The sequence below is a fragment of the Rhodopseudomonas sp. AAP120 genome, from assembly GCF_001295845.1.
Taxonomy (GTDB): Bacteria; Pseudomonadota; Alphaproteobacteria; order Rhizobiales; family Xanthobacteraceae; genus Rhodopseudomonas.
Genome location: NZ_LJIC01000158.1, coordinates 32,022 through 55,977 on the forward strand (window position 1 = coordinate 32,022; position 23,956 = coordinate 55,977).

Consider the following 23,956-nt stretch of genomic DNA (forward strand, 5'->3'; position numbering starts at 1 on the left):
CGCACTCGTCAAAACGCCTGCCATGACCCTCGAACGTTCCTTCAGCCCGACTGCGCCGACTGGCGCCGCGATCGACGTCGCGGATCTGGTTAAGGTCTACAAGACCGTACGCGCGGTCGACGGCGTGACGTTCCGCGTGCCGCGCGGCAGCATCACCGGGCTGCTCGGCGGCAACGGTGCGGGCAAGACCACGACCATTTCGATGGTCATGGGGCTGGTGCTGCCGACTTCCGGCCGGATCCGGGTGCTCGGGGTCGACATGCCGGAGCGGAGGGCCGAGGTGCTCGGGCGGATCAATTTCGAAAGCCCCTATGTGGACATGCCGTCGCGGCTGACGGTGCGGCAGAACCTCAGCGTGTTCGGCCGGCTCTACGACGTCCCCGATCTGCGTGGCCGGATCGCCGAACTGGCGTCCGATCTCGACCTCACCGAGTTTCTCGACCGCCCCAGTGGCAAGCTCTCCGCCGGGCAGAAGACCCGGGTCGCGCTGGCGAAAGCGCTGATCAACCGGCCCGAACTGCTGCTGCTCGATGAACCGACCGCCTCGCTCGACCCGGATACGGCCGACTGGATCCGCGGCCATCTCGAGACCTATCGCAAGGCGTACGGCGCCTCGATTTTGCTGGCCTCGCACAACATGCTCGAGGTCGAGCGGCTGTGCGACCGCGTGGTGATCATGAAGCGTGGCCGGATCGAGGACGACGACACGCCGGCCGCTATTATGGCCCGCTACAACCGCGCGACACTGGAAGAGGTGTTCCTCGACGTCGCCCGCGGCCGGGACCGCGAACAAGGCGGGTTGGTATGATGGGCTTGGCCGCGAGGCACATCGCAGACACGTCGCACAGAACGCCGATGTTCAGCCGCTGCCCCAGCCAGGTGTCGTCCCCGCGCAGGCGGGCATCCAGAGCCCCTGGCTTTCCAAGTGAAGGCGTCTGCCCCAGCGCAACCGCGATGCTGCGGAGTATGGGTCCTCGCCTGCGCGGGGACGACGTGGGGGGAGGCTGGGCGCAACTCGAACGACGACACTTCGCGGGAGCTCTCATGCGGATAGGACCGCGCTAATTCACGCACAGGTGTAGCGCCATGAAATCGCTGATCAACAGCCTCGAACTCGGCCAAGGTCTTGCCTGGCATCGCATCGCCGCGATGGTGCTGCGCTATTGGTACCTGCTGCTGTCGTCGTGGCCGCGGCTGATCGAGCTGGTGTACTGGCCGGCGCTGCAGATCATCACCTGGGGGTTCCTGCAGAGCTACATCGCCGAGAATGCCGGGTTCTTCGCCCGCGCCGGCGGCACGCTGATCGGCGCCGTGATCCTGTGGGACATCCTGTTCCGCGGCCAACTCGGCTTCTCGATCTCGTTCCTCGAAGAGATGTGGGCGCGCAATCTCGGCAACCTGATGATGAGCCCGCTGAAGCCGATCGAGTTCCTGATCGCGCTGATGATCATGAGCCTGATCCGGCTGGCGATCGGCATCGTGCCGATGACGCTGCTGGCGATGATCTTCTTCGACTTCAATTTGCTCGGCTTCGGGCTGCCGCTGATCGCGTTCTTTTGCAACCTGATCTTCACCAGCTGGGCGCTCGGCATCTTCGTGTCCGGCCTGGTGCTGCGCAACGGGCTCGGCGCCGAAAGCATCGTCTGGTCGCTGATGTTCGGCATCATGCCGCTGGCCTGCGTGTACTACCCGGTGTCGGTGCTGCCGCACTGGCTGCAACTGATCGCCTGGGCGCTGCCGCCGACCTACGTGTTCGAGGGGATGCGGGCGCTGCTGATGCAGCATCAGTTCCGGGCCGATCTGATGCTGTGGGCGCTGGCGCTCAACGCGGTGCTGTTCGCCGCCTCCTTCGTGAGCTTCCTGGTGATGCTGAACAGTGCACGGCGGCACGGATCGTTAATTCAAAGCGGAGAATAGGCCGTTTCCGGACAGCATTCGTCCCCGCTCTGTGCTCAACTTTCGATCTTCCGATTGACGCCCCCCGGCCCAGCGGCCACTATGCTGCGGCGCGAGAAGAGCCCGAGGGACAGATACTATGCCAGTGATTGGTGAATTTGGCCGCCCGCCGGAGATGCCGGCCGAAGTCAGCCCGGCGATGACCACGCCGATGTACTGGTTCTACGAACTCGCCCATGCGTCGCTCAACCCGGCGCGGGCGATCTCGGACGCCACCAAACTGGCGCTGAAGAATCCGCTCAATCCCTGGAGCCACACCGATTTCGGCAAGCAGATCGCGGCGGCCTGCGAAGTGTTCGAGCGCACCACGCGGCGCTACGGCAAGCCCGAATGGGGCCTCGACACCACCGAAGTCAACGGCATGCGCGTGCCGATCGAGATCCACAGCGTGTGGGAAAAGCCGTTCTGCCGGCTGCTGTATTTCGAACGCAAGCTGGAACATCCGTTGCGCCACCCGCATCCGCGGGTGCTGATCGTGGCGCCGATGTCGGGCCACTACGCGACGCTGCTGCGCGGCACTGTCGAGGCCTTCCTGCCGACTCACGAAGTCTACATCACCGACTGGTCCGACGCCCGGATGGTGCCGGTGGCGGCCGGCCGGTTCGACCTCGACGACTATGTCGATTACGTGATTGAGATGCTGCAGGTGCTGGGCGGCAACGTCCACGTCATCGCGGTGTGCCAGCCATCGGTGCCGGTGCTGAGCGCGGTCTCGGTGATGGAGGCCAATCAGGATCCGTTCGTGCCGCTGTCGATGACGCTGATGGGCGGCCCGATCGACACTCGCCGCAACCCCACGGCGGTCAACAACCTCGCGGCCGAGAAGGGCATCGACTGGTTCCGCAGCCACGTCATCACCAAGGTGCCGTTCCCGCATCCGGGTTTCATGCGCGACGTCTATCCGGGCTTCCTGCAGCTCAACGGCTTCATCAGCATGAACCTCGACCGTCACGTCGACGCGCACAAGAACCTGTTCAATCACCTGGTGCAGGGTGACGGGGACCTCGCCGACAAGCATCGCGAATTCTACGACGAATATCTCGCCGTGATGGACCTCACCGCGGAGTTCTACCTGCAGACCGTCGATCAGGTGTTCGTCAAGCACGCGCTGCCGAAGGGCGAGATGATGCATCGCGGCAAGCTGGTCGAGCCGTCGAAGATCACCCGGGTCGCGCTGATGACGGTCGAAGGCGAGAAGGACGACATCTCCGGACTCGGGCAGACCGAGGCCACGCACACGCTGTGTACTTCGATCCCCGACGATCGCCGCGTGCACTATGTGCAGAAGGGCGTCGGTCATTACGGCGTGTTCAACGGCTCGCGGTTCCGTTCGGAAATCGTGCCGCGCATTTCTGACTTCATGGTGTCGGCTGCTAACGGCGCGCGCGCGAGTGCAGCGGAGTAATCAGCAGGCGATCATCCGCATCGGTGTGGATAGTTGCTGCGTGCTTCGAGAATTGTGATGTCGAATCAAAACGAAGCGCGATTAGCACGGTGATCGTGTGCTTGGGGGAATCTGGATTCACCGGGTTCCCAATGAGTGAGGTGTGAGTCACGATTCAGGACGATCATTTGAATCAAAATTCGCTGAAAATCCCGGTTCCGGGGCCCATCTTGTAGGGGGCTGGCGCAGCCAAAACCCTGTATATTGGGCAAATGATTTGTTTTTGCGCCGAGCGCTTCCATTGGTGGCGGATATGGCAGAGTCCAGGCGACCCTTCGTTGTCCGGATCTGCAGAAATGGCCTTCCGCGCATTGCTCTATCGGCGGCCCACCGAGCCGTCGACCATCGCCGTCCGTCACGGCTCGCAGTTTTTCGCCGTTCGCATCAGGCGCCATCGCCGCGCGCGGCGCTATACGCTGCGTATTCACCCGAGTGACCGCGAAGCGATCCTGACGATGCCGCCGCGCGGCACGCTCGCCGACGCCAAGGAATTCGCACAGCGCCACGGCGCCTGGATCGCGGCGCGTCTCGGCCGTCTGCCGAAGGCGGCGCCGTTCCAGCCCGGCACGCTGGTGCCGCTGCGCGGCCACGACCACAAGATCGTGCATCGCGCGGGCCGCGGCACGGTGTGGACGGAAGTTCGCGAGTCCGGCGAGCGGATCATCTGCGTCGCCGGCGAGGCCGAACACATTGATCGCCGCGTCCACGACTTCCTCAAGCGCGAGGCGCGCAAGGATCTGCAGAAAGCCTGCGATCGCTATGCGCCCGAGCTCGGCGTCAAGGTCACGCGGCTGTCGATCCGCGACCAGTCGAGCCGCTGGGGCTCGTGCACCTCGGCTGGGTCGCTGTCGTTCTCGTGGCGGCTGATCCTCGCGCCGTCCTATGTGCTGGATTATCTCGCCGCGCACGAAGTCGCGCATCTGGTCGAGATGAACCACTCGGCGCGGTTCTGGCGCGTCGTCGGTAAGGTCTGCCCGCAGATGGAGCGCGCCAAGAGCTGGCTCGACACCCACGGCAACGATCTGCACCGCTACGGCATCAGCGACTGATGTTCGGCTGATCGCGGCGTCGTGCTCGCGTCGCCCTCACCCCAACCCTCTCCCGCAAGCGGGAGAGGGGGCCCGCAGCGGTCGGGGAGAGGCCAAGCTTACGCAGCTATTTTCAGCTATCAACAAGCGCTTTGTTCGGATGGCAGAGGTTGCTCCGCTTGCGGCGCGCTCCCTCTCCCGCTTGCGGGAGAGGGCTGGGGTGAGGGCTGCCGCGCATGCTGAAGCATGCTGCAAACAGCACTAACCCGCTAGACCTACGTCACGCATCACCGCCCGAACAACCGATCCATCAGCCAGCCATCGAGTCCCGCGTCCGCCTCGGGCCGCACATTGGCGCGCGTCGGCGGCGGCATGCGGCTCGCGCCGGGTGGTGGCGGCATGTTGGTGACCTGCGCCTCGCCGCGCGGGCCGGCTTGCGCGATCGTGCCGCCCCCTGCCGGCACGGCGCCGCCCGTCAGAAAGCCGCCGATCGCCCCGCCAATGCCGGAACTGGTGGGCGCCGCGGCACCGCTCGCCACCAGCGGACCGCCGCTCCAGCCGCCGGGCAGCGGCTGCGGGGCGGTGCCTTTCAGCGCCTCGCGCATGAAGCGGGTCCAGACGTCGACCGGCAGGCCGCCGCCGGTGGCTTTCCTGGTCGGCGAATTGTCGTCGTTGCCGAGCCAGACGCCGGTGACCAGCGTGCCAGTGTAGCCGATGAACCAGGCGTCGCGGAAATCCTGGCTGGTGCCGGTCTTGCCCGCTGCGCTCCAGCCCGGCAGGTCGGCCTTCTTGGCGGTGCCCGATTGCAGCGTCTCCTGCATCATCGTGTTCATCATCCCGATCGCGCGGGGATCGACGATGCGTGCCGCCGGATCGCTCGGCCGCGCATACACCACCTTGCCCTGCGCGGTGCGGATGCGGGTCACGACGTGCGGCGACGCCATCAGGCCGCCATTGGCGAAGGTCGCGTAGGCGCCGACCAGTTCCAGCACCGACACCTCGGAGGTGCCGAGCGCGATCGACGGATTGGCGTCGAGCTTGGAGGCGATGCCGAGCCGGTGCGCGGTGCGCACTACGTTTTTCGGCCCGACCTCGAGACCGAGCCGCACCGCCACGGTGTTCAGCGACATCGACAGCGCCTGGGTCAGCGTGACTGCGCCGAAATATTCGTGGGTGTAGTTCTCCGGTTTCCAGCCCTTCAGATCGAGCGGCGCGTCCTGCCGGATCGTGTCCGGCGTCAGCCCGGCCTCCACCGCGGTCAGATACACGAACGGCTTGAACGCCGAACCCGGCTGGCGCTTGGCGGTGACGGCGCGGTTGAACTGGCTGTCGGCGTAGTTGCGGCCGCCGATCATGGCGCGGACCGCGCCGTCCGGCGTCATCGCCACCAGCGCGCCCTGCGACACCTTGAACTTCACGCTCTTGGCGGCGAGCTCGTCGATGATCGCGGCTTCGGCCTCGGACTGCAGCTTCGGATCGATCGAGGTCTCGACCACCACCGACTGGTCGATCTGGCCGATCAGATCGTCGAGCACCTCGGTGATCCAGTCGGCCACGTAGTTGATGGTGCCGGCCCCGGTCGGCTTCACGGTGTAGACCGGATTGGCGATCGCCGTCCTGGCCTGCTTGTCGGTGATGAAGTCGGCGTCGGCCATCGCGGCCAGCACGATCTGGGCGCGCTTCTCGGCGCCTTCCGGATTGCGGTTCGGCGCCAGTCGCGACGGCGATTTGACGAGACCGGCCAGCATCGCCGCCTCGACCAGCGACACGTCCTTGGCCGACTTGCCGAAGTATTTCTGCGCCGCCGCCTCGATGCCGTAGGCGCCGGACCCGAAATACACGCGGTTGAGATAGAGCTCGAGAATCTCGGTCTTGGAGTGCTTGCGCTCGAGCCACAGCGCCAGCTCGACCTCCTGCAGCTTGCGGGTGATCGTGCGGTCCTGGGTCAGGAACAGGTTCTTGGCGAGCTGCTGGGTCAGCGTCGAGCCGCCCTGCGACACGCCCCGGTGCAGCACGTTGGCGACGGCGGCGCGGGCGATGCCGACCGGATCGACGCCGAAATGCTGATAGAATCGCCGATCCTCGATGGCGATGAAGGCCTTCGGCAGATACGGCGGCAGATCCTTCAGCGAGACGTTGGTTCCCGCCATCTCGCCGCGCACCGCGAGCTGGCTGCCGTCGGCGCCGACGATGGTGATGGTCGGCGGACGCTTCGGAATCTCCAGCGACTGGATCGGCGGCAGATGCGCCCCGACCCAGACCAGCACGCCCACCACGGCGAGCACGCCCCAGATGCCGGCCACCGCGGTCCAGTACACGGTGCCGGTGATGAAGCGGCGGATTCCACCCTTGCGGCGGGATTTGGCTTTCGGCTTGCCGCGGCCCCCTCCGCTGGATTTGGCGGCCGGAGCCTTGTCCGCAGCCTTGGCTTTTTTCCGCATGTCGTCGTCGGCTACGCTCACTCGATCCTGCGGGCTGAGGCGCAGGCCCGCCAGCGACTCGGCAAAGCCGCCGAATGTCGGCTCCCGCCGTTCGCCGGCTTTCTTTTTGCCCAACGCCATACGCTACGCCCACGCCGACCTACCGGCGCACCCTAGCGGGTCGGGTTTAAGGCCCGGTAAAGCCATGGTTAAAGCCGGGTTCCATTGCGGCGACCCGTCACGCGGTGCGCGGCTTTGAGGCATCTCAAGCGGCCTCCGTCGACGCCTGCTTTAGATCGCGGCCGGCATAGTCACGACGAAAGCGAGCAATGACCCGGGTGCTGAAGACCGCCGAGGAGATCGAACATCTGCTGCTGACCGATGTCCGTCAGCAGCGGCATTGCGACAAAGTCGAGGCCATCCGGATCACCCGTTGCCAGCCCGACGACGACAATAATCGCGCCAACTGGAAGGTGGTATCGGTCGATCCCGGCTCGGCCAGCCGCGAATTCGCCGGCGCCGCGGTGATGATCGCGATGGATCGATGGCAGCGCGAGGTCAGCCTGATCCCGTGGGAGTGATCCGGAAGCTCCGCATCCTGCGGGCTGCCGCCGCGTTCCCCTCGTCCGGGCTCAGTGATAATCGCGACGGGGCGGGGCGATGCCCATTTCGCCCATCAGCCAGCTCTTCATCTTGGCCCGGCTGGCGAAGCGCTTGGCTTCCAGCAGCAGCTCTTCGCGCTCGTTGCCCTCCGGCGTCAGCGCGGCCTCGATGTATTTGGCGACCGCGAGCTCTTCGAGCTGTTCGACGGTGAAATAGCGGCTGGCTTCTGCTTTCATCGTGCTTCCGCCGCAACGCGCGGCGCTCCCGAACTCGCTCGCATGCCGTGGCGCCTGCCACGGCGGGCATTCGACGACGATTCGGGAGGTCTGTCTGTCGTGTTTTGAACGACACGGGTTTGCCGTAAGCCGCAGTGGCGGCAAAGCCGGTGACGGAGTTACCGATTAGTTGCCCGCGGCCGCGGCCGATCCTGTGCAAACTACTTGGCTTGGTGGCCATGCCGGATGGGTGGCCGGCTCGTTGCGTCCCGGCGCGTTGCGCGCGGCCTCGCGCCGGGACGTCGTCTCACATCGCTGCGTCTCACATCGCGGCGTCGTCCTCGAGGATCGGGCCGAACAGCTCCCAGCGCTCGCCGTTGAACTTCATCATCCGCAGTTGCTTGTTGACGCGGAAGTCGGTCGGCGAGGTGTTGACCGACATGCCCGGCAGCGACAGATCGGTGGTGACGTTCTTCAGATTGGCGGCCTGGCGCATGACGTTCTCACGGGTGAGGTCGTCGCCGCACTGCTTCAGGATGGTGATCAGCAGCTCGGCGGTGCTGTAGCCGTAGCTGTTGACGGTGTTGAGCTTGTCGCCCTCCGGATAATACTTGTCCATGAAGGCGAAATATTTCTTCACGCCCTCGTCGTTGGCCCATTGCGGATCGGCGGGATCCTTGCCGTAATTGACGCTGATGATGCCCTTGGAAATGTCGAGGCCGGCCGGCTTCAGCGTCGCCGACACCGGGCTGGCGTTGATGTCGAGGATGTGGATCGGATTCCAGCCGAGGTCCGCGACCTTCTTGATCGCCTGCGCGGCGAAGCGCGGCGTCGAGGCGTTGTACAGCAGCGTGGCGCCGGCGGCCTTTAGCTTGACGATCTGCGAGTCGACGGTCGGGTCGGTGAGTTCGTAGGACGCTTCGGCGACGATCATCTTGTCGGCCTTGTCGCCCAGGGCGGTGCGCAGGCCGGTGACGTAGTCGCGGCCGAGATCGTCGTTCTGGAACAGGATGCCGATCTTGGCGTCGGGATGGTTCTGCAGGATGTAGCGGCCGTAGATCCGGCCTTCGGTCTGGTAGTTGGGGTTGAAGCCCATCGTCCAGGGGAAGTTCTTCGGGTCGGTGAAGCGCGTCGCGCCGGTCGAGGCGAGCAGTTGCGGCACCTTCTTGGCGTTGAGATATTTCTGCACGGCGGCGTTCGACGGCGTGCCGATGATCTGGAAGGTCAGCAGCACTTCGTCGCTTTCGACCAGCTTGCGGACCTGCTCGACCGCCTTGGGCGGCGAATAGGCGTCGTCGTATTGGATCAGGTTGATCTTGCGGCCGTTGACGCCGCCCTGATCGTTGATCATCCGCATGTATGCGGCCTGCGTCTTGCCGATCCCCGCATAGGCAGAAGCCGGGCCGGAGAACGGCACGGTCTGGCCGATCTTGATCTCGGTGTCGGTGGCGCCGGTGTCGTATTTCTTCTGCGCAGCCGCGGGCGCGGCGGCGAACACAATCGTGGTCACAGCCGCCGCAGCGGCCCGATACAGGCTCTTCATCGGTGGTCTACTCCCTGAGCTTGTGAACCGGCGATCTTCTGTGAGCCGCCGTTAGTTCGGGAGTGTGGAGCAGTGTCCGGAGTCTTGCAATGCCGCCGTGCGTTTCGCTTCAATACGCCGCGTGAGTGCGTTGCAGCAATCAGCTACACGAGCCACACCAGCAGCAGCGCCAGTGCCGCGGGCGCTGCCTGCACGTAGAGGATTCGCCGGCTGACGCTCCAGGCGCCGTACAGCCCGGCGACGATCACGCAGCCGAGGAAGAAGGTCGCGAGCTGGACCGCAGCAGCAGGGTTCGGATGCAGCAGGGACCAGATCAGGCCGGCGGCGAGGAAGCCGTTGTAGAGTCCCTGATTGGCCGCCAGCACCGCCGAGGCCGCGGCCTTGTCGGGCGTGTTGCGGAAGACCTTCAACCCGAGTGGCCTGGTCCAGAGAAACATCTCCAGCACGAGAAAGAACACGTGCAGCGCGGCGACGGCCGCGACGAGACAAATCGCAAGGGTGGTCAAGACGATTCTCCGGAGCAGACATCGGTGGGCGCGGCGTGATAGTAGCACAGCCAAGACGATTCAGAACAACAGGGAGAGAGCAATGACCGGGCATATCGATCCGACCAAGGAGGTGTTCGCGCAATTCCGCGAGAAAGATCGTCCGGGGCCGATCCATATGCTCAACCTGGTGCGGTTGAAGCCGCGCGCGACCTATCCGGACGGCCGCGAGGCGACCGGCGCGGAGGCTTACGCGGCTTACGGGCGCGAATCGCTGCCGGTGTTCTCGCGGCTCGGCGGCAAGGTGGTTTGGCAGGGCGCATTTGAACTGATGCTGATCGGGCCGCAGAGCGAGCATTGGGATCACATGTTCATCGCCGAATATCCGAGCGTCGCTGCCTTCGTCGAGATGATCCGCGATCCGGTGTATCGCGAGGCGGTGAAGCATCGCCAGGCGGCGGTCGAGGACTCCCGGCTGATCAGGACCAAGCCGCTTCCGGTGGGCGAAGGCTTCGGCCAGATCCCGGAGTAACTGGCGGTGCGGCCGGCGCTCACGCGATGGCGACGCCCTGCGGCGTCGGGCTGCGGCGCTCTGTAGACGATCTGCTACGCCGCGTGCGGTGGCGAGCCGCACCGGCATCATGTAGTTTGTCGATGCAGCTCGCTATTATTTCGAGGCCGGAGTTCTGACGGATGCGCTTGTCGGTGCGCCTGACGCTGGCGATGACGGCGCTGGTGCTGAGCACCGTCGCGGCGCTCGGTCTGCTGGCCTACTACAATATCGGGCACGCGATGGTGCCGGTCGGAATCCAGCGCCTGGCCGACCAGACCAAGGCCCGGGTCGGCGGCATCCAGGCGCTGCTCGGCACCGTCCGCAATGAAGCACTGGCGGCGCGGACATTTCCATCGCACCAACGGATCGTTCGGGCGCACGCCAATGGCGGCGTCGATCCGCAGGACGGCACGCCGGAGACGGCGCTGCGGTCCAATCTCGCGCAGATCTATGCGGGGCAGATGACCGCAAAGGCGGGCATTTTGCGCTACCGCTTCATCGGGGCCGCAGACGGTGGGCGTGAGCTGGTTCGCGTCGACCGGGATTCGCCCGATCACTCGCCGCGGATCGCGGCGGCGGGGGAACTGCAGCAGGTCGGCGATGCGACCTTCTTCCGGCGTGGCATGGCGCTGGCCGAGCGGGAAGTCGATATGACGTGGTCCCGCGCTGCCGCCGCGAGCGACCCGATGCCCGCGCCGCTGGTCAGCTTCGCGACGCCGGTTCGCACCGAGGCCGGCGAGCCGTTCGGCCTGATCGTGATCGACATCGACATGCGGCCGACCTTCGAGCGGATTCGCGCGGCGTTGAGCGAGGACACCAGGTCCTACATCGTCGAAGCCGACGGTCCCTATCTGGTCAATCTCCGCGAAGGTCGGATCGTGCCGACCAGCGCGGCCGGCCGCTGGCAGGACGACTTTCCGGCGCTCGCGGCGGCGCTGGGCGACAAGAACGGCGCGGCGGCCGTGCTCACTGCGCCGGACGGCCAACGCGTCGCCGCGGTGGTCGGGTTCGTTCAACTGCCCGGGGGGATGCGCGCCGGCGTGATCGAGACGGTCGCGCTCGACACCATCATGGCGCCCGCAAAGGCGCTGCAGAGCGCCAGCCTGATCGTCGCGCTGGTGGCCGCGGCGGTCGCGGTGCTGGTGTCGGTGATGCTGTCGCGCTCACTGGCGCGCCCGGTGGTGCAGATCGCCGCCGCCGTTTCGGGCTACACCCGGACCGGCCGGCTCGCGCTGCCGACCGGCCTCAGCGGCGAGTCCAGGATTCTCGCCGCGGCGTTCGCCCAGATGGTCGACCAGGTCGAACAGACCAGCGCGGCGTTGCGGGCCAAGTCGGAGGTGCTCGACAAGACCATTGCCAGCATGGCCGACGCGGTGCTGGTGATCGACGCCGATGGCCGGCGCGTGTTCGGCAATCCGCCCGCCAATGCGATCTTCGGCCATTTCGCCGACATCGGCTCGGAGAAATGGAAGCGGGAGTATCGCCGCTTCCAGCCCGACGGGGTCACGGTGATGCCGGAGACCGACTGTCCGGCGCGCCGCGCCGCCCAGGGCGAGAGTTTCGACAATGTCGAAATCGGCATCCGGCGCGACGGCGGCCAGCTGCTGCAACTGGCCGCCAGCGCCCGCACCATGCAAAAGGCCGACGGCAGTTTCGGCGGGGCCGTGATCGTGTATCGCAACGTCACCGCGCTGAAGGAGGCCGAGCGCCAGCTTCGCCAGGCGCAGAAGATGCAGGCGATCGGCCAGCTCACCGGCGGCGTCGCGCACGACCTCAACAACATTCTGACCGTGCTGACCGGCGGGGTCGAGATTCTCGCCGATGGCGTCAGCGACCGGCCGGCCCTGAAGGACGTCGCCGTGATGGTCGATCAGGCGGTCGCGCGCGCCAGCGATCTCACCAACGGGTTGCTGTCGTTCGCCCGCAAGCAGCCGCTGCAGCCGCGCAGCATCGACGTCAATGCGCTGATGGAAGAAACCGCCCGACTGCTGCGCTCGACCTTCGGCGGCCATATCGATGTCGATTTCAGGCCGACGCCCGAACTGCGGCCCGCGCTGGCCGATCCGTCGCAACTCTCCAGCGCGCTGCTCAACCTCGCGATCAATGCCCGCGACGCGATGCCGGGTGGCGGACGGCTGCTGCTCGAGACCGCCAATGTCGATCTCGACCAGGTCTATGCCGAGCAGCACGACGAGGTCACGCCGGGGCGCTATGTCGTGCTGGTGGTCACCGACACCGGCACCGGCATTCCGGCGGCGATCCGCGACCGGGTGTTCGAGCCGTTCTTCACCACCAAGGCGGTCGGCGAAGGCACCGGGCTGGGCCTCAGCATGGTGTACGGCTTCGTCAAACAGTCCGGCGGACATATCGAGATTCACAGCCAGGAGGGGACCGGAACGGCGATCAGGTTGTATCTGCCGTGCGCGCCGCAGGCAGGGGGCGAACGCATCGCAGCGGCGGCGCAGGCCCAGGGCGGTCATGAAACCATCCTGGTGGTCGAGGACGACGTTCTGGTGCGCAGCTACGTGATGACCGATCTGGCGGCGCTCGGCTACACCGCGCATGCCGCCGCCAGCGCCGTGCAGGCAATGGCGATGGTGTACGACGAGGTCGAGTTCGATCTGCTGTTCACCGACGTGATGCTGGGCGGCTGCATCAACGGCGCACAGCTCGCCGAGGAACTGCGTAAATATCGTCCCAATCTGAAAGTGCTGTTCACCTCAGGCTACAGCGACAATGCGCTGAAGCAGCAGAGCGCCGAGGTGCAGGGCGCGCTGCTGCTGGAGAAACCCTATCGCCGGGCCGATCTGGCCCGCATGTTGCGGCTGGCGCTGGATGGTCCGCCGCCGCCATAGCCACCGGGTCGCTTTCGAACGTCCGAGCCAGGCATTGCCGAAGGCGGCTCGGCGGCAAAGTTCCCGATCGCGGCGGCTCTCGGATCGTCACTGACGGGCGCCGCAGTGACTTGGCCTCGGCCTGCGGCTCGTGGTAACGGCCTTGATGGTGGTTGCGGATCAGCACGAGCAGCCCTACGACCCGAGCCGCAGCGCGCCTGGAGTTCCGTTGGATCCCCCTGACTATACGCACGATCGCGACAGGCTGGCGGCGCTTGCGAGCTTCGCCATTCTCGATACGCCACCCGAGCAGGGTTTCGACGACATCGTCGAACTGACCACGCTGATCTGCGAGACGCCGGTCGCGCTGGTCAGTCTGGTGTCGCACGACCGCCAGTGGTTCAAGGCGCGGATCGGTTTCGCCGAATGCCAGACCGACCTGAACAGTTCGGTGTGTGCGCATGCGCTGATCGAACCGGATCTGCTGGTGGTGCCGGATCTCTCGGTCGATGAGCGTACCCGGCACAATCCGCTGGTCACCGGCGAGCCGTTCATCCGCTTCTATGCGGGCGCGCCGCTGCGGACGGCGGACGGGCATGTCCTGGGCAGCTTGTGCGCGATCGACATCAAGCCGCGGCCGCAGGGACTTTCGTCCGCCCAGGCGAGCGCGCTGCGCATTCTCGGCCGGCAGGTGGTGGCGCAGCTGGAACTGCGGCGCGCCGTGGCGCAGCGCGATGGCCTGCTGATCGAACAGAAGGACGCCGAGATCCGCCGCAATGGCCTGCTCGAGATCGGCGACCGGCTGCGCGACGCCACGAGCGTCGCCGACATCACCCGCGCCGCGACGGCGGTGATCGGACAGACCCTCGGGGTTGGACGCGCGGCGTTCGGCCGGTTCGATGAAACCGCCCAATACGTCGACATCGAGCCGGACTGGACCGCCGAGGGCGTGCAGTCCGCCGCGGGGCGTCACCGTATCGCCGAGTACGGCAATCAGCTGCTGGACGGCGTCCTGCGCGGCGAGATGCTGGTGATCCCCGACGTCACCACCGATCCGGCCACCGCGGACTACACCGAGCCGTTGCGCCGGCTCAGTATCCGCTCGCTGGTCAACGTCCCGGTGATCGATCACGGCCGCACCGTGGCGATGCTGATCGTCCACACCAGCGAGCCGCGCAACTGGCCGTCGGAGACGTTGACCTATCTGCGCAACATCGCCGACCGCATCGAGATGGGCGTTGCCCGGCTGCGCGCCGAGGCGCAGCAGCGGCTGCTCAACCACGAACTCAGCCACCGCATGAAGAACACCATGGCGCTGGTGCAGGCGGTGGCGTCGCAGACGCTGAAGAACGTGCCCGACAAGGCGCCGGTCCAGGCCTTCTCGGATCGGCTGCTCGCTTTGAGCATGGCGCACGACGTGCTGCTGCAGCAGGACTGGCAGTCGGCACAAGTGCGCAGCATCGTCGAAACCGCGATCTGCATCTTCGACGATGTCGGCCGGTTCGACGTGGCGGGCGACAAGGTCACGCTGGGCTCGCGCTCGGCGCTGTCGCTGGCGCTGCTGCTGCACGAGCTGACCACCAATGCGGTGAAATACGGCGCGCTGTCGAACGACGGCGGACGCGTTGAGATCGCCTGGGCGATCGAGCGGGGCAGCGGCGACGACGTGTTCCGGCTGCGCTGGCGCGAATCCGGCGGCCCGGCGGTGCCCCCGCCGACCCGCCAGGGGTTCGGATCGCGGCTGCTGAAGATGGGGCTGACGGGCACAGGCGATGCGCGCCTGCACTATCATGCGTCCGGCGTCGAAGCGGACTTCGCCGCAAGCCTCGCGGAGCTGCAGAGCTAGAGCGCGGTTACGCCGCCGGCTTCTGCTCCGCGTCGCTGTTGGCGAGCAGGTGGACCAGGGCCCGCTTGATCGCGGCCTGCCGGGTCGGCGCGGTGATCTGGGCACCCAACAGATCGGTGACGTAAAACACGTCGCGGGCGCGCTCGCCGAAGGTGGCGACGTGGGCCGAGGCGATGTTGAGGTTGAGCTTCGAGATCGCCGTGGTGAGCTGATAGAGCAGGCCCGGCCGGTCGAGGCCCGAGACTTCGATCACCGTGTAGCGGTCCGACCAGTTGTTGTTGATCGACACTTCCGGCTCGACCACGAAGGCGCGCAGCTTGGTCTTGCCGCTGATGGCGCGGCGCGCCACCGCTTCGGGCAGCCGCAACTTGCCCTCGAGCACTTCCTCGATCATCTCGCCGATCCGGGTGGCTCTCCGTCCCTCGTCCTCGTCGCGGTCGTATTCGCGGCTGATCGAGATGGTGTCGAGCGCGCGGCCGTCGGTCGTGGTGTAGATCTGTGCGTCGACGATGTTGGCGCCGGCCGACGCGCAGGCGCCGGCGATCACCGACAGCAGCCAGGGATGGTCGACCGCCAGAATCGTCAGCTCGGTGACGCCGCGCGCTTCGTCGAAGCCGACATTGATCGCCAGCTTGTGGCCGGCCTGTTCGGAGGCGCGCAGGAAGCGGGCGTGGCGGATCTTGCGCGGCAGTTCGACCTTGAGCCAATACGCCGGGTAGTGCCGGGCGATGTAGCTGTTGAGGTCGTCTTCCGGCCATTCGGTGAAGGCGGCGCGGAACTCGGCCTGCGCGGCGCGAATACGTTCGGCGCGATTGACCTCGGAGAAGCCGCCGGTCAGCACCGGCTCGGTTTCGTAGTACAGCGTGCGGATCAGCTGCGCCTTCCAGCCGTTCCAGACGCCGGGACCGACGCCGCGGATGTCGGCGGTGGTGAGGATGGTCAGCAGCTTCATCTGCTCGACCGACTCGACCACGGCGGCGAAGTTCTCGATGGTCTTGCGGTCCGACAGATCGCGCGACTGCGCCACGGTGGACATCACCAGATGCTTGTCGATCAGCCAGGCGATCAGCTCGGTGTCGGCGGCGTTGAAGCCGAGCCGCGGGCACAGCCGCCGCGCCACCTTGGCGCCCGCCACCGAATGATCTTCCGGCTGGCCCTTGGCGATGTCGTGTAGCAGCACCGCGACGTACAGCGCCGCGCGATGGTCGGGACGGATCTTGCGGATCAGTTCGGACGACAGCGCGAACTCGTCGTTTCCGCCGCGCTCGATCTCCTGCAAATTGCCGACACAGCGCAGCAGGTGCTCGTCCACCGTGTAGCTGTGATACATGTTGAACTGCATCATCGAGACGATGCGGCCGAAGGCGCGGATGAAGCGGCCGAGCACGCCGGTTTCGTTCATCCGCCGCAGCACCTGCTCGGAATTGTCCGAGGTCAGGATTTCGACGAACAGCGCGTTGGCTTCGGGATTGTCGCGCAGCTGCGCGTTGATCAGCGCCAGCGACCGGGTCACCGTGCGCATCGCGTCCGGGTGGAAGGCGAGGCTGTTCTTCTGCGCCAGCCGGAAGATCCGGATCAGATTGACCGGATCGCGCTTGAACACGTCCGGGGTCGCGCAATTGATGCGGTTGTTGTCGATGACGAAGTCGTCGGATTCCGGCACGCGGCGGCGCGTCGTGCCCGGCCGCAGCCGTGCCATCATCCGGGTCAGGGCCGGCGCCGGCTTGGCCTGCTGGTCCTCGAGCTTGGCGCACAGGATCGCGGTGAGGTTGCCGACTTCCTTGGCGATCAGGAAGTAGTGCTTCATGAAGCGCTCGACGTCCTGCATGCCGGGATGCGAAGTGTAGCCGAGCCGCACGCCCATCTCGCGCTGCAGGTCGAACGACAGCCGCTCTTCGGGCCGCCGCGTCAGGAAGTGCAGATTGCAGCGCACCGACCAGAGGAAATCCTCGCAGCGGCGGAAGGTGCGGAATTCGACCGGGTCGAACACGCCGCGCGCCAACAGCTCGCTGGTCTCGCGCACGCGATAAACGTATTTGGCTATCCAGAACAGCGTGTGCAGATCGCGCAGGCCGCCCTTGCCGTCCTTGACGTTGGGCTCGACCAGATAGCGCGACTGGCCGGAGCGGCGATGCCGTTCCTCGCGCTCGGCGAGCTTGGCGGTGACGAATTCGGCCGCGGTGCCTTCCACCACTTCCTTGTCGAACCGCGCGACGAGATCGTCGTACAGCGCCTGGTCGCCGGCGAGAAACCGCGTCTCCAGGATCGCGGTGCGGATCGTCATGTCGGCGCGCGCCTGGCGGATGCATTCGTCGACCGAGCGGGTGGCGTGACCGACCTTCAGGCCGATGTCCCACAGCGAGTACAGCACCACTTCGGCGACCTGCTCGCCCCAGGCGGTCTGCTTGTAGGGCAGGATGAACAACAGATCGATGTCGCTCTCCGGCGCCATCAGGCCGCGGCCATAGCCGCCGGTCGCCACCACCGACATCCGCTCCGAGCTCGACGGCGTCGGCGAGTTGTACAGATACTTGGTCGCCGCCATGAACAGCAGGCGGATGATCTCGTCCTGGACGTAGCACAGCCGCTCGGCACAGCGCCGGCCATGACGGTCGCGCAGCAGCTGCGCTTCGGCCTCGGCGCGCGCGGTCGCCAGTTCGGCCTTCATCAGCTGGGCGAGGGCGTTGCGGAAAGCCTGGTCGTTGCCGGCGTGCTGCTCGGCCAGTCCGGCGATCGCGGCCGAGATCCGCGGGGTATCGAACCGCTCGTCGGCGGCCGGCTTCGAAGGTGTCGCGACTTTGTCCATGAGGACCCCGGATATCGGACGGCGCGGACGCTGTCACGGAGCAAGTTCGGCGGACAGCAAGACCATGCTGAATTTTACCGCTGACGGGTAAAGCTGTTCCTGCCTGGGTGCCGAATCGAGAACTTCATTCTGGTTGACGGTACATCCTAACTAACTGAAAAGATATACGAATTCAGACGGTCAGCAAGGCCGCGCCGGTCACGGGCCGGTGCACGTGAGTTTACCAGGGGAGAGGGGTTCGATGTCCAACATCACACGACGCGCCATGGCGGCGCTGATTGCGGCGGCCGCGCTGGTGCCGGCTGCGGCCTTCGCGGCCGACAAGCCGAAGGAAATCAGGATCGACTGGGCCACCTACAATCCGGTGTCCATCGTGCTCAAGCAGAAGGACCTGCTGGAGAAGGAGTTCGCCAAGGACGGCATCTCCATCGTCTGGGTGCAGTCGGCCGGCTCCAACAAGGCGCTCGAATTCCTCAATGCCGGCTCGATCGATTTCGGCTCGACCGCCGGCTCGGCGGCGCTGGTGGCGAAGATCAACGGCAATCCGATCAAGTCGATCTACGTCTATTCGCGGCCGGAATGGACCGCTCTGGTCACCACCAAGGATTCCAAGATCAATTCGGTCGCCGACCTCAAGGGCAAGCGCGTCGCGGTCACGCGCGGCACCGATCCGCACATCTTCCTGGTGCGGGCGCTGCTCGATGCCGGGCTGAAGCAGGACGACATCACGCCGGTGTTGCTGCAGCATGCCGACGGCAAGACGGCGCTGCTGCGCGGCGACGTCGACGCCTGGGCCGGGCTCGACCCGATGATGGCGCAGGCGGAAGTCGAGGAGGGCGCGCGGCTGTTCTATCGCAAGCCCGAGGCCAACACCTGGGGCATCCTCAATGTGCGCGAGCAGTTCCTGAAGGATCATCCCGATCTCGTCCGCCGCGTGCTGGCGGTCTACGAGGAGGCTCGCAAGTACTCGGTGGCCAACTACGACGAGGTCAAGAAGGCGTTCATCGGTGTCACCAAGCTGCCGGACGCGGTGGTCGACAAGCAGCTCAAAGAGCGCACCGAGCTGACTCACAGCCGCATCGGTGCGCCGCAGCGCGATTCCATCCTCGCCGCAGGTCTTGCCTTGCAGCAGGCCGGCGTGATCGCATCGTCGGTCGACGTCAAGGCGACGCTGGATCAACTGATCGACGACCAGGTGCCGCTGCCGACGAACTGAGCGGGCCGTCTCGGCAGAGGCTCTCTCACCCTCCCCTGGAGGGGGACGGTCGCTCGCGCAGCGAGCGGGGTGGGGTGAGCCGCGGCACGGCGGATGAACTCTTCGCCACCCCACCCCGTCGCGCATCCCACTCCGCGGTCTGCGCGCCGACCCTCCCCCTCCAGGGGAGGGTGAAGGGGCGCCGGGGAGGGTAGTCACGACTTGCAATTGCTTCCGAGAACCGCTTCTCACGATGGCCATGACGCTCGAAACCCCGGCGCTGCAGCGCTCTGATGCGATCGAACCGGCTGCGGCGCGGTGGCCCCGCCGTGCGCCGCGCTGGCGGGGGCCGGTGCTGGGGCTGTTGCTGCCGCTCACGGTCGCGCTGGGCTGGGAAGCAGTCGTGCATTTCGGCTGGTCGAACGGCCGGCTGGTGCCACCGCCGTCGAAGGTGATCGCCACCATCATCGAGCTGGCGCAGACCGGCGAGCTGACCCGGCATATCGTCGCCACCGTCGGCCGCGTCGCCGCCGGCTTCGGGCTCGGCGTGCTGGCCGGAACGCTGCTCGGCGCCGTCTCCGGCTATTGGGGGCTGGCGCGGCAGGTGCTCGATCCGACCGTTCAGGCGCTGCGGGCGATTCCGTCGATCGCCTGGGTGCCGCTGTTCATCCTGTGGCTCGGCATTTTCGAAACCTCGAAAGTCGCGCTGATCGCCGTCGGGGTGTTCTTCCCGGTGTATCTCGGGGTGATGGGGGCGATCCGGTCGGTGGATCGCAAGATCGTCGAGGTCGGTCGGACCTTCCGGCTGTCCGGGCCGGCGATGATCCGGCGCATCCTGCTGCCGGCGGTGCTGCCGGCTTACGTGGTGGCGCTGCGCGTTGGTCTCGGGCTCGGCTGGATGTTCGTGGTGGCGGCCGAGTTCATGGGCGCGTCCGAGGGACTCGGCTTCCTGCTGATCGACGGCCAGCAGCTCGGCAAGCCGGCCCAGATCGTCGCCGCCATCGTGATCTTTGCGCTGCTCGGCAAGACCACCGACTGGCTGATCGAGATTGCCACCGCGCCGCTACTGCGTTGGCAGGATTCGTTCGGCCCGCGCGAGGGAGAGGCCTGATGCTGGTCCTCGACGGCGTCGACAAGACCTACCCGAACGGCGTCCACGCGCTGGCGCAGTTCTCCGCGCAGATTCGGCTGGGCGAAATCATCGCCATCATCGGCGGCTCCGGCTGCGGCAAGTCCACGCTACTGCGCGCGATCGCCGGGCTCGACCGCGCCAGCGCCGGCACGATCACGCTCGACGGCGAGCCGATCGCCGCGCCGCATCCCAAGATCGGCATCATCTTCCAGGAGCCGCGGCTGCTGCCCTGGCTCAGCGTTGCGGACAATATCGGATTCGGTCTCGACGGCGTGAAGCGGCGGCAGCGCGAACCGCGCGTCGCGGCGGCGCTGGCACGGGTCGGCCTCGCCGAGAAGGCGAAAGCATGGCCGCGCGAATTGTCCGGCGGGCAGGCGCAGCGCGTCGCCATCGCGCGGGCGCTGGTGCCGCAGCCGGAAGTGCTGCTGCTCGACGAGCCGTTCTCGGCGCTCGACGCCTTTACCCGCCGCGACCTGCAGGACCATCTGCTCGACCTCTGGGCCGACACGCGGCCGACCTTGATCCTGGTGACGCACGACGTCGAGGAGGCGGTGGTGCTGGCCGATCGGGTGCTGGTGATGCAGCCGCGGCCGGGGCGGCTGTTCGAGGAGATCGCCGTCGATCTGCCGCGGCCGCGCGACCGCAACGCCGCGCAGTTCGAGACCTTGCGGCACCGCATCTACACAGCGCTCGACCGCTCGCTCGATCGCGGTCCGCCCGACCGCGCTGCGAAAGTGAACGTCGGCGACGCGATGTGGTGGTGACAGCGCCGCCAGTCTGTTTCTAAATACCAGTCAGAAAATCCAGCCAGACCGAACCCGAGGGAGAGATACGATGGATGCGGCCACGCTGCGCGCCACCCAGGCGCCCTACAAGGAGCGCTACAAGACCGATCCGGCTGCCGCGCTGATCACCCTGAAGGCCAAGGGCTCGGTCGATCAGGACGGCATCTCCTGCAAGGTCGAAACCGGCCGGGCGCTGGCGAGCGCCGGCCTGCATCCGGCGACCGGCGGCTCCGGGCTCGAACTATGTTCGGGCGACATGCTGCTCGAGGCGCTAGTGGCCTGCGCGGGCGTGACGCTGAAGTCCGTCGCGACCGCGATCGAGGTGCCGCTGTCGCGCGGCGACGTGATCGCCGAGGGCGATCTCGACTTCCGCGGCACGCTCGGCATCGACAAGGAAACCCCGGTCGGCTTCCGCGAAATCCGGCTGCGCTTCGAAGTCGGCACCGACGCGCCGCAGGACAAGCTCGATTTGCTGCTCAAGCTCACCGAGCGCTATTGCGTGGTGTACCAGACCATCAAGAACGGCCCGAAGGTCTCGGTCGCGCTGCAGCGGGTGTGAGGGCATAGCGCTTTGCGCAAAGCCCTATCCCCACGTCGTCCCCGCGCAGGCGGGGACCCATACGCCGCAGCCTCTCGATAAGAGCAAGGCGGCTGAGGCCTTTGTTCAGTCGAGGAGCCAGGGGGTATGGGTCCCCGCCTGCGCGGGGAGGACTCGCGGTGGTGCTGTCACCCTGGCCCGATTTTTTCTTCTCAATGCCATGCGCTTGTGAGACAGGGGTGGGGCTCCGCGCCGCGGGGCTCCGTTAGAACCTGCCGAAAGCGCTCCGATGTCCAGCTCCGTTTCGCCGCTCGCGCCCACCAACGTTCCCACGCTGCCGGAGCTTGCCGGCGTCCGTCTCGGCACTGCCGCGGCCGGCATCCGCTACAAGGGCCGCACCGACGTGCTGCTGGTCGCGCTCGATCCCGGCACGACGGTCGCCGGCGTGTTCACCAAGTCGAAGTGCCCGTCGGCGCCGGTCGAATGGTGCCGCGACAAGCTGAAGGGCGGCACCGCGCGCGTGCTGGTGGTCAATTCCGGCAACGCCAACGCCTTCACCGGCAAGAACGGCCGGCAATCGACCGCGCTGACCGCCTCGATCGCCGCCAAGGCGATCGGTTGCAAGACCGTCGAGGTGTTCCTCGCCTCGACCGGCGTGATCGGCGAACCGCTCGACGCGACCAAGTTCGACGGCGTGCTCGGCAAGCTCGCCGAGAGCGCCGAGCCGGGTCAGTGGATGGACGCCGCCAAGGCGATCATGACCACCGACACCTTCCCCAAGGTCGCGACCAAGACGGTGAAGATCGGCACCACCAAGGTCACCATCAACGGCATGGCCAAGGGCGCCGGCATGATCGCGCCCGACATGGCGACGATGCTGTCCTTCATCTTCACCGACGCGCCGCTGTCGGCCTCCTGCCTGCAGGCCCTGCTGAAGGCCGGCGTCGCCGATACGTTCAATGCCGTGACCATCGACGGCGACACTTCGACCTCCGACACGCTGCTGGCGTTCGCCACCGGCGCTGCCGCCAAGGCCGGCGCGCCCAAGATTTCGCGCGCCTCCGATCCGCGGCTGAAGGCCTTCGTCAAGGCGTTCAACGCGGTGCTGGCCGACCTCGCCGAACAGGTCGCGCGCGACGGCGAGGGCGCCCGCAAGCTGGTGGAAGTCGTCGTCGAGGGCGCCACCACGCCGGCCTCGGCGCGCAAGATCGCGATGTCGATCGCCAATTCGCCGCTGGTGAAAACCGCGATCGCCGGCGAGGACGCCAACTGGGGCCGCGTGGTGATGGCGGTCGGCAAGGCCGGCGAGCCGGCGGATCGTGACAAACTGTCGATCTCGTTCAACGGCATCCGCGTCGCCAAAGCCGGCGCGCGCGATCCGTCCTACGACGAGAAGGAAGTCTCGGCCGCGATGAAAAAGCCGGAGATCCAGATCAAGGTCGCCCTCGGCCTCGGCAAGGGCCGCGACCGCGTGCTGACCTGCGATCTGACCAAGGAATACGTCGCGATCAACGGCGACTACCGGTCGTGAACTGGGCGGTCGCTGCAGGCGTCGTCGTCACGGCGGCGGTGCTGGCGGGTGCGGCGGGCGCGCGGGCCGAGACCGCGTATCTGCGCCGTACCGTGCCGAGCGATACCGAAACCATGATCGGCATTGGGGCTCGCTTCGACAAGGCCTGCCGGAGTGTTGGTTTGTTCGATGTCCTGCTCGACGAACCACCGCAGCACGGCGCGGTGTGCGTGCTGACGGGAGAGGTCCGGCCGACGCGCCTGTTCGCTGGCTCGGGTACGAAGTGCCTGGGTCAGCCGATGCCCGGAGTTCAGATGATGTACCGATCTGATCCCGGCTACGCCGGCCGCGATACGCTGCGCTATACGCTAAAATCCCCGCGGATCAGCAAGCCGCATCAATTCACGATCGAAGTCCGCGCGACCTCCAAGATCAAAGGTGGGCGACGACCGGATGTCGAGCAACCGCGCCAGTCACCGGGCCCGATGCCGGCTTGTGTGGCCCTGACCTCGTAGGCCGTCCATGAACCTCCTCCTCGTCGTCGCCGTCGCGTTGATCGATGCCGACAATCGCGTGCTGATCGCGCAGCGGCCGAAGCACAAGCAGCTCGGCGGGCTGTGGGAGTTTCCCGGTGGCAAGCTCGATCCCGGCGAACGCCCCGAGGCGGCGCTGATCCGCGAGCTCGACGAAGAGCTCGGCATCACCGTCAAGGAAGCCTGTCTGGCGCCGCTGACCTTCGCCAGCCATGCTTACGAGGACTTCCATCTGCTGATGCCGCTGTATGTGTGCCGGCGCTGGGAAGGCCAGGTGATGCCGCGCGAAGGCCAGGAACTGGCCTGGGTCCGCGCCAACAAACTCCGCGACTACCCGATGCCGCCGGCGGATATCCCGCTGATCCCGCCGCTGATCGAATTGTTGATGTGAGGACCGTGCCCCGGACGCTGCGCAGCGCGCCGCCCTTGCGGCGTGGTGCGCTGCAGATCCGGGGTCCCGGTTTGCGCGGCGGTTAAACGAGGTCTCGGTTGCGCGGCAGTTAACCGGGGTCCCGGATCTGCGGAGCGGC

Annotated in this window: 20 protein-coding genes; 15 read left to right on the forward strand and 5 right to left on the reverse strand. The window is 66.6% G+C overall.

Annotation, left to right across the window (positions count from 1 at the left end):
• Positions 1-22 precede the first annotated feature (22 nt).
• The 4 genes from IP86_RS22580 (at position 23) to IP86_RS22595 (ending at position 4,449) form a co-directional block, all read left to right on the forward strand.
• Positions 23-808 carry an ABC transporter ATP-binding protein gene (locus IP86_RS22580; protein ID WP_054164677.1) on the forward strand — a complete coding sequence of 262 codons (786 nt, stop codon included), beginning with the start codon at positions 23-25 and terminating at the stop codon, positions 806-808.
• Positions 809-1,086: 278 nt separating this feature from the next.
• On the forward strand, positions 1,087-1,917 hold the full coding sequence (locus IP86_RS22585) for an ABC transporter permease (protein ID WP_054164678.1): 831 nt from the start codon (positions 1,087-1,089) through the stop codon (positions 1,915-1,917).
• 118 nt (positions 1,918-2,035) lie between these two features.
• A complete protein-coding gene (locus IP86_RS22590) occupies positions 2,036-3,361 on the forward strand; it encodes a polyhydroxyalkanoate depolymerase (protein ID WP_054164679.1) in 1,326 nt (441 codons plus the stop codon).
• Between the two features lie 251 nt (positions 3,362-3,612).
• A complete protein-coding gene (locus tag IP86_RS22595; protein ID WP_054164680.1) occupies positions 3,613-4,449 on the forward strand; it encodes a M48 family metallopeptidase in 837 nt (278 codons plus the stop codon).
• A 266-nt stretch (positions 4,450-4,715) separates the two neighbouring features.
• On the opposite strand, the gene IP86_RS22600 is transcribed toward IP86_RS22595, so the two are convergent.
• Entirely contained in the window at positions 4,716-6,989 is a 2,274-nt protein-coding gene (locus IP86_RS22600) for a transglycosylase domain-containing protein (RefSeq protein ID WP_054164681.1), read from the reverse strand.
• 188 nt (positions 6,990-7,177) lie between these two features.
• Between IP86_RS22600 and IP86_RS22605 the strand changes: the two genes are divergently transcribed.
• Positions 7,178-7,429 carry a hypothetical protein gene (locus tag IP86_RS22605; protein WP_054164682.1) on the forward strand — a complete coding sequence of 84 codons (252 nt, stop codon included), beginning with the start codon at positions 7,178-7,180 and terminating at the stop codon, positions 7,427-7,429.
• Positions 7,430-7,480: 51 nt separating this feature from the next.
• On the opposite strand, the gene IP86_RS22610 is transcribed toward IP86_RS22605, so the two are convergent.
• From IP86_RS22610 to IP86_RS22620, 3 genes are all read right to left on the reverse strand, one after another.
• The gene (locus IP86_RS22610; protein WP_054164683.1) at positions 7,481-7,687 is read right to left on the reverse strand and encodes a hypothetical protein; all 207 of its coding nucleotides are present in this window, start codon (positions 7,685-7,687) and stop codon (positions 7,481-7,483) included.
• A 301-nt stretch (positions 7,688-7,988) separates the two neighbouring features.
• Complete coding sequence (locus tag IP86_RS22615) at positions 7,989-9,209, reverse strand: ABC transporter substrate-binding protein (RefSeq protein WP_054164684.1); 1,221 nt, start codon at positions 9,207-9,209, stop codon at positions 7,989-7,991.
• A gap of 143 nt (positions 9,210-9,352) precedes the next feature.
• On the reverse strand, positions 9,353-9,715 hold the full coding sequence (locus IP86_RS22620) for a DUF1304 domain-containing protein (RefSeq protein WP_054164685.1): 363 nt from the start codon (positions 9,713-9,715) through the stop codon (positions 9,353-9,355).
• Between the two features lie 82 nt (positions 9,716-9,797).
• Between IP86_RS22620 and IP86_RS22625 the strand changes: the two genes are divergently transcribed.
• The 3 genes from IP86_RS22625 to IP86_RS22635 all read left to right on the forward strand — a co-directional run bounded on the left by IP86_RS22625 (position 9,798) and on the right by IP86_RS22635 (position 14,927).
• Positions 9,798-10,226, forward strand: coding sequence for a DUF1330 domain-containing protein (locus tag IP86_RS22625; protein ID WP_054164686.1), 429 nt, complete (start codon positions 9,798-9,800; stop codon positions 10,224-10,226).
• Positions 10,227-10,387: 161 nt separating this feature from the next.
• Positions 10,388-13,102: a hybrid sensor histidine kinase/response regulator gene (locus IP86_RS22630; protein WP_054164687.1), complete on the forward strand. Its 2,715-nt coding sequence runs from the start codon at positions 10,388-10,390 to the stop codon at positions 13,100-13,102.
• Positions 13,103-13,310: 208 nt separating this feature from the next.
• Positions 13,311-14,927, forward strand: a complete 1,617-nt coding sequence (locus tag IP86_RS22635; RefSeq protein WP_054164688.1) for a GAF domain-containing protein — start codon at positions 13,311-13,313, stop codon at positions 14,925-14,927.
• A gap of 7 nt (positions 14,928-14,934) precedes the next feature.
• Here IP86_RS22635 and IP86_RS22640 read toward each other — a convergent pair whose 3' ends face one another.
• Positions 14,935-17,733 carry a [protein-PII] uridylyltransferase gene (locus IP86_RS22640; RefSeq protein ID WP_054164689.1) on the reverse strand — a complete coding sequence of 933 codons (2,799 nt, stop codon included), beginning with the start codon at positions 17,731-17,733 and terminating at the stop codon, positions 14,935-14,937.
• A gap of 241 nt (positions 17,734-17,974) precedes the next feature.
• Here IP86_RS22640 and IP86_RS22645 point away from each other — a divergent pair, with 241 nt between their 5' ends.
• From IP86_RS22645 to mutT, 7 genes are all read left to right on the forward strand, one after another.
• Entirely contained in the window at positions 17,975-18,949 is a 975-nt protein-coding gene (locus IP86_RS22645; protein ID WP_054164690.1) for an aliphatic sulfonate ABC transporter substrate-binding protein, read from the forward strand.
• A gap of 232 nt (positions 18,950-19,181) precedes the next feature.
• Positions 19,182-20,039: an ABC transporter permease gene (locus IP86_RS22650; RefSeq protein WP_054164691.1), complete on the forward strand. Its 858-nt coding sequence runs from the start codon at positions 19,182-19,184 to the stop codon at positions 20,037-20,039.
• Positions 20,039-20,824: an ABC transporter ATP-binding protein gene (locus IP86_RS22655; protein ID WP_054164692.1), complete on the forward strand. Its 786-nt coding sequence runs from the start codon at positions 20,039-20,041 to the stop codon at positions 20,822-20,824. The genes IP86_RS22650 and IP86_RS22655 overlap by 1 nt, the downstream gene beginning before the upstream one ends.
• Positions 20,825-20,894: 70 nt before the next feature.
• Positions 20,895-21,404 carry an OsmC family protein gene (locus tag IP86_RS22660; protein ID WP_054164693.1) on the forward strand — a complete coding sequence of 170 codons (510 nt, stop codon included), beginning with the start codon at positions 20,895-20,897 and terminating at the stop codon, positions 21,402-21,404.
• A 268-nt stretch (positions 21,405-21,672) separates the two neighbouring features.
• Complete coding sequence (argJ, locus tag IP86_RS22665) at positions 21,673-22,914, forward strand: bifunctional glutamate N-acetyltransferase/amino-acid acetyltransferase ArgJ (RefSeq protein WP_054164694.1); 1,242 nt, start codon at positions 21,673-21,675, stop codon at positions 22,912-22,914.
• Positions 22,911-23,408, forward strand: coding sequence for a hypothetical protein (locus IP86_RS22670; protein WP_054164695.1), 498 nt, complete (start codon positions 22,911-22,913; stop codon positions 23,406-23,408). The genes argJ and IP86_RS22670 overlap by 4 nt, the downstream gene beginning before the upstream one ends.
• Before the next feature lie 7 nt (positions 23,409-23,415).
• Positions 23,416-23,817, forward strand: coding sequence for an 8-oxo-dGTP diphosphatase MutT (gene mutT, locus IP86_RS22675; protein WP_054164696.1), 402 nt, complete (start codon positions 23,416-23,418; stop codon positions 23,815-23,817).
• Positions 23,818-23,956: the final 139 nt, after the last annotated feature.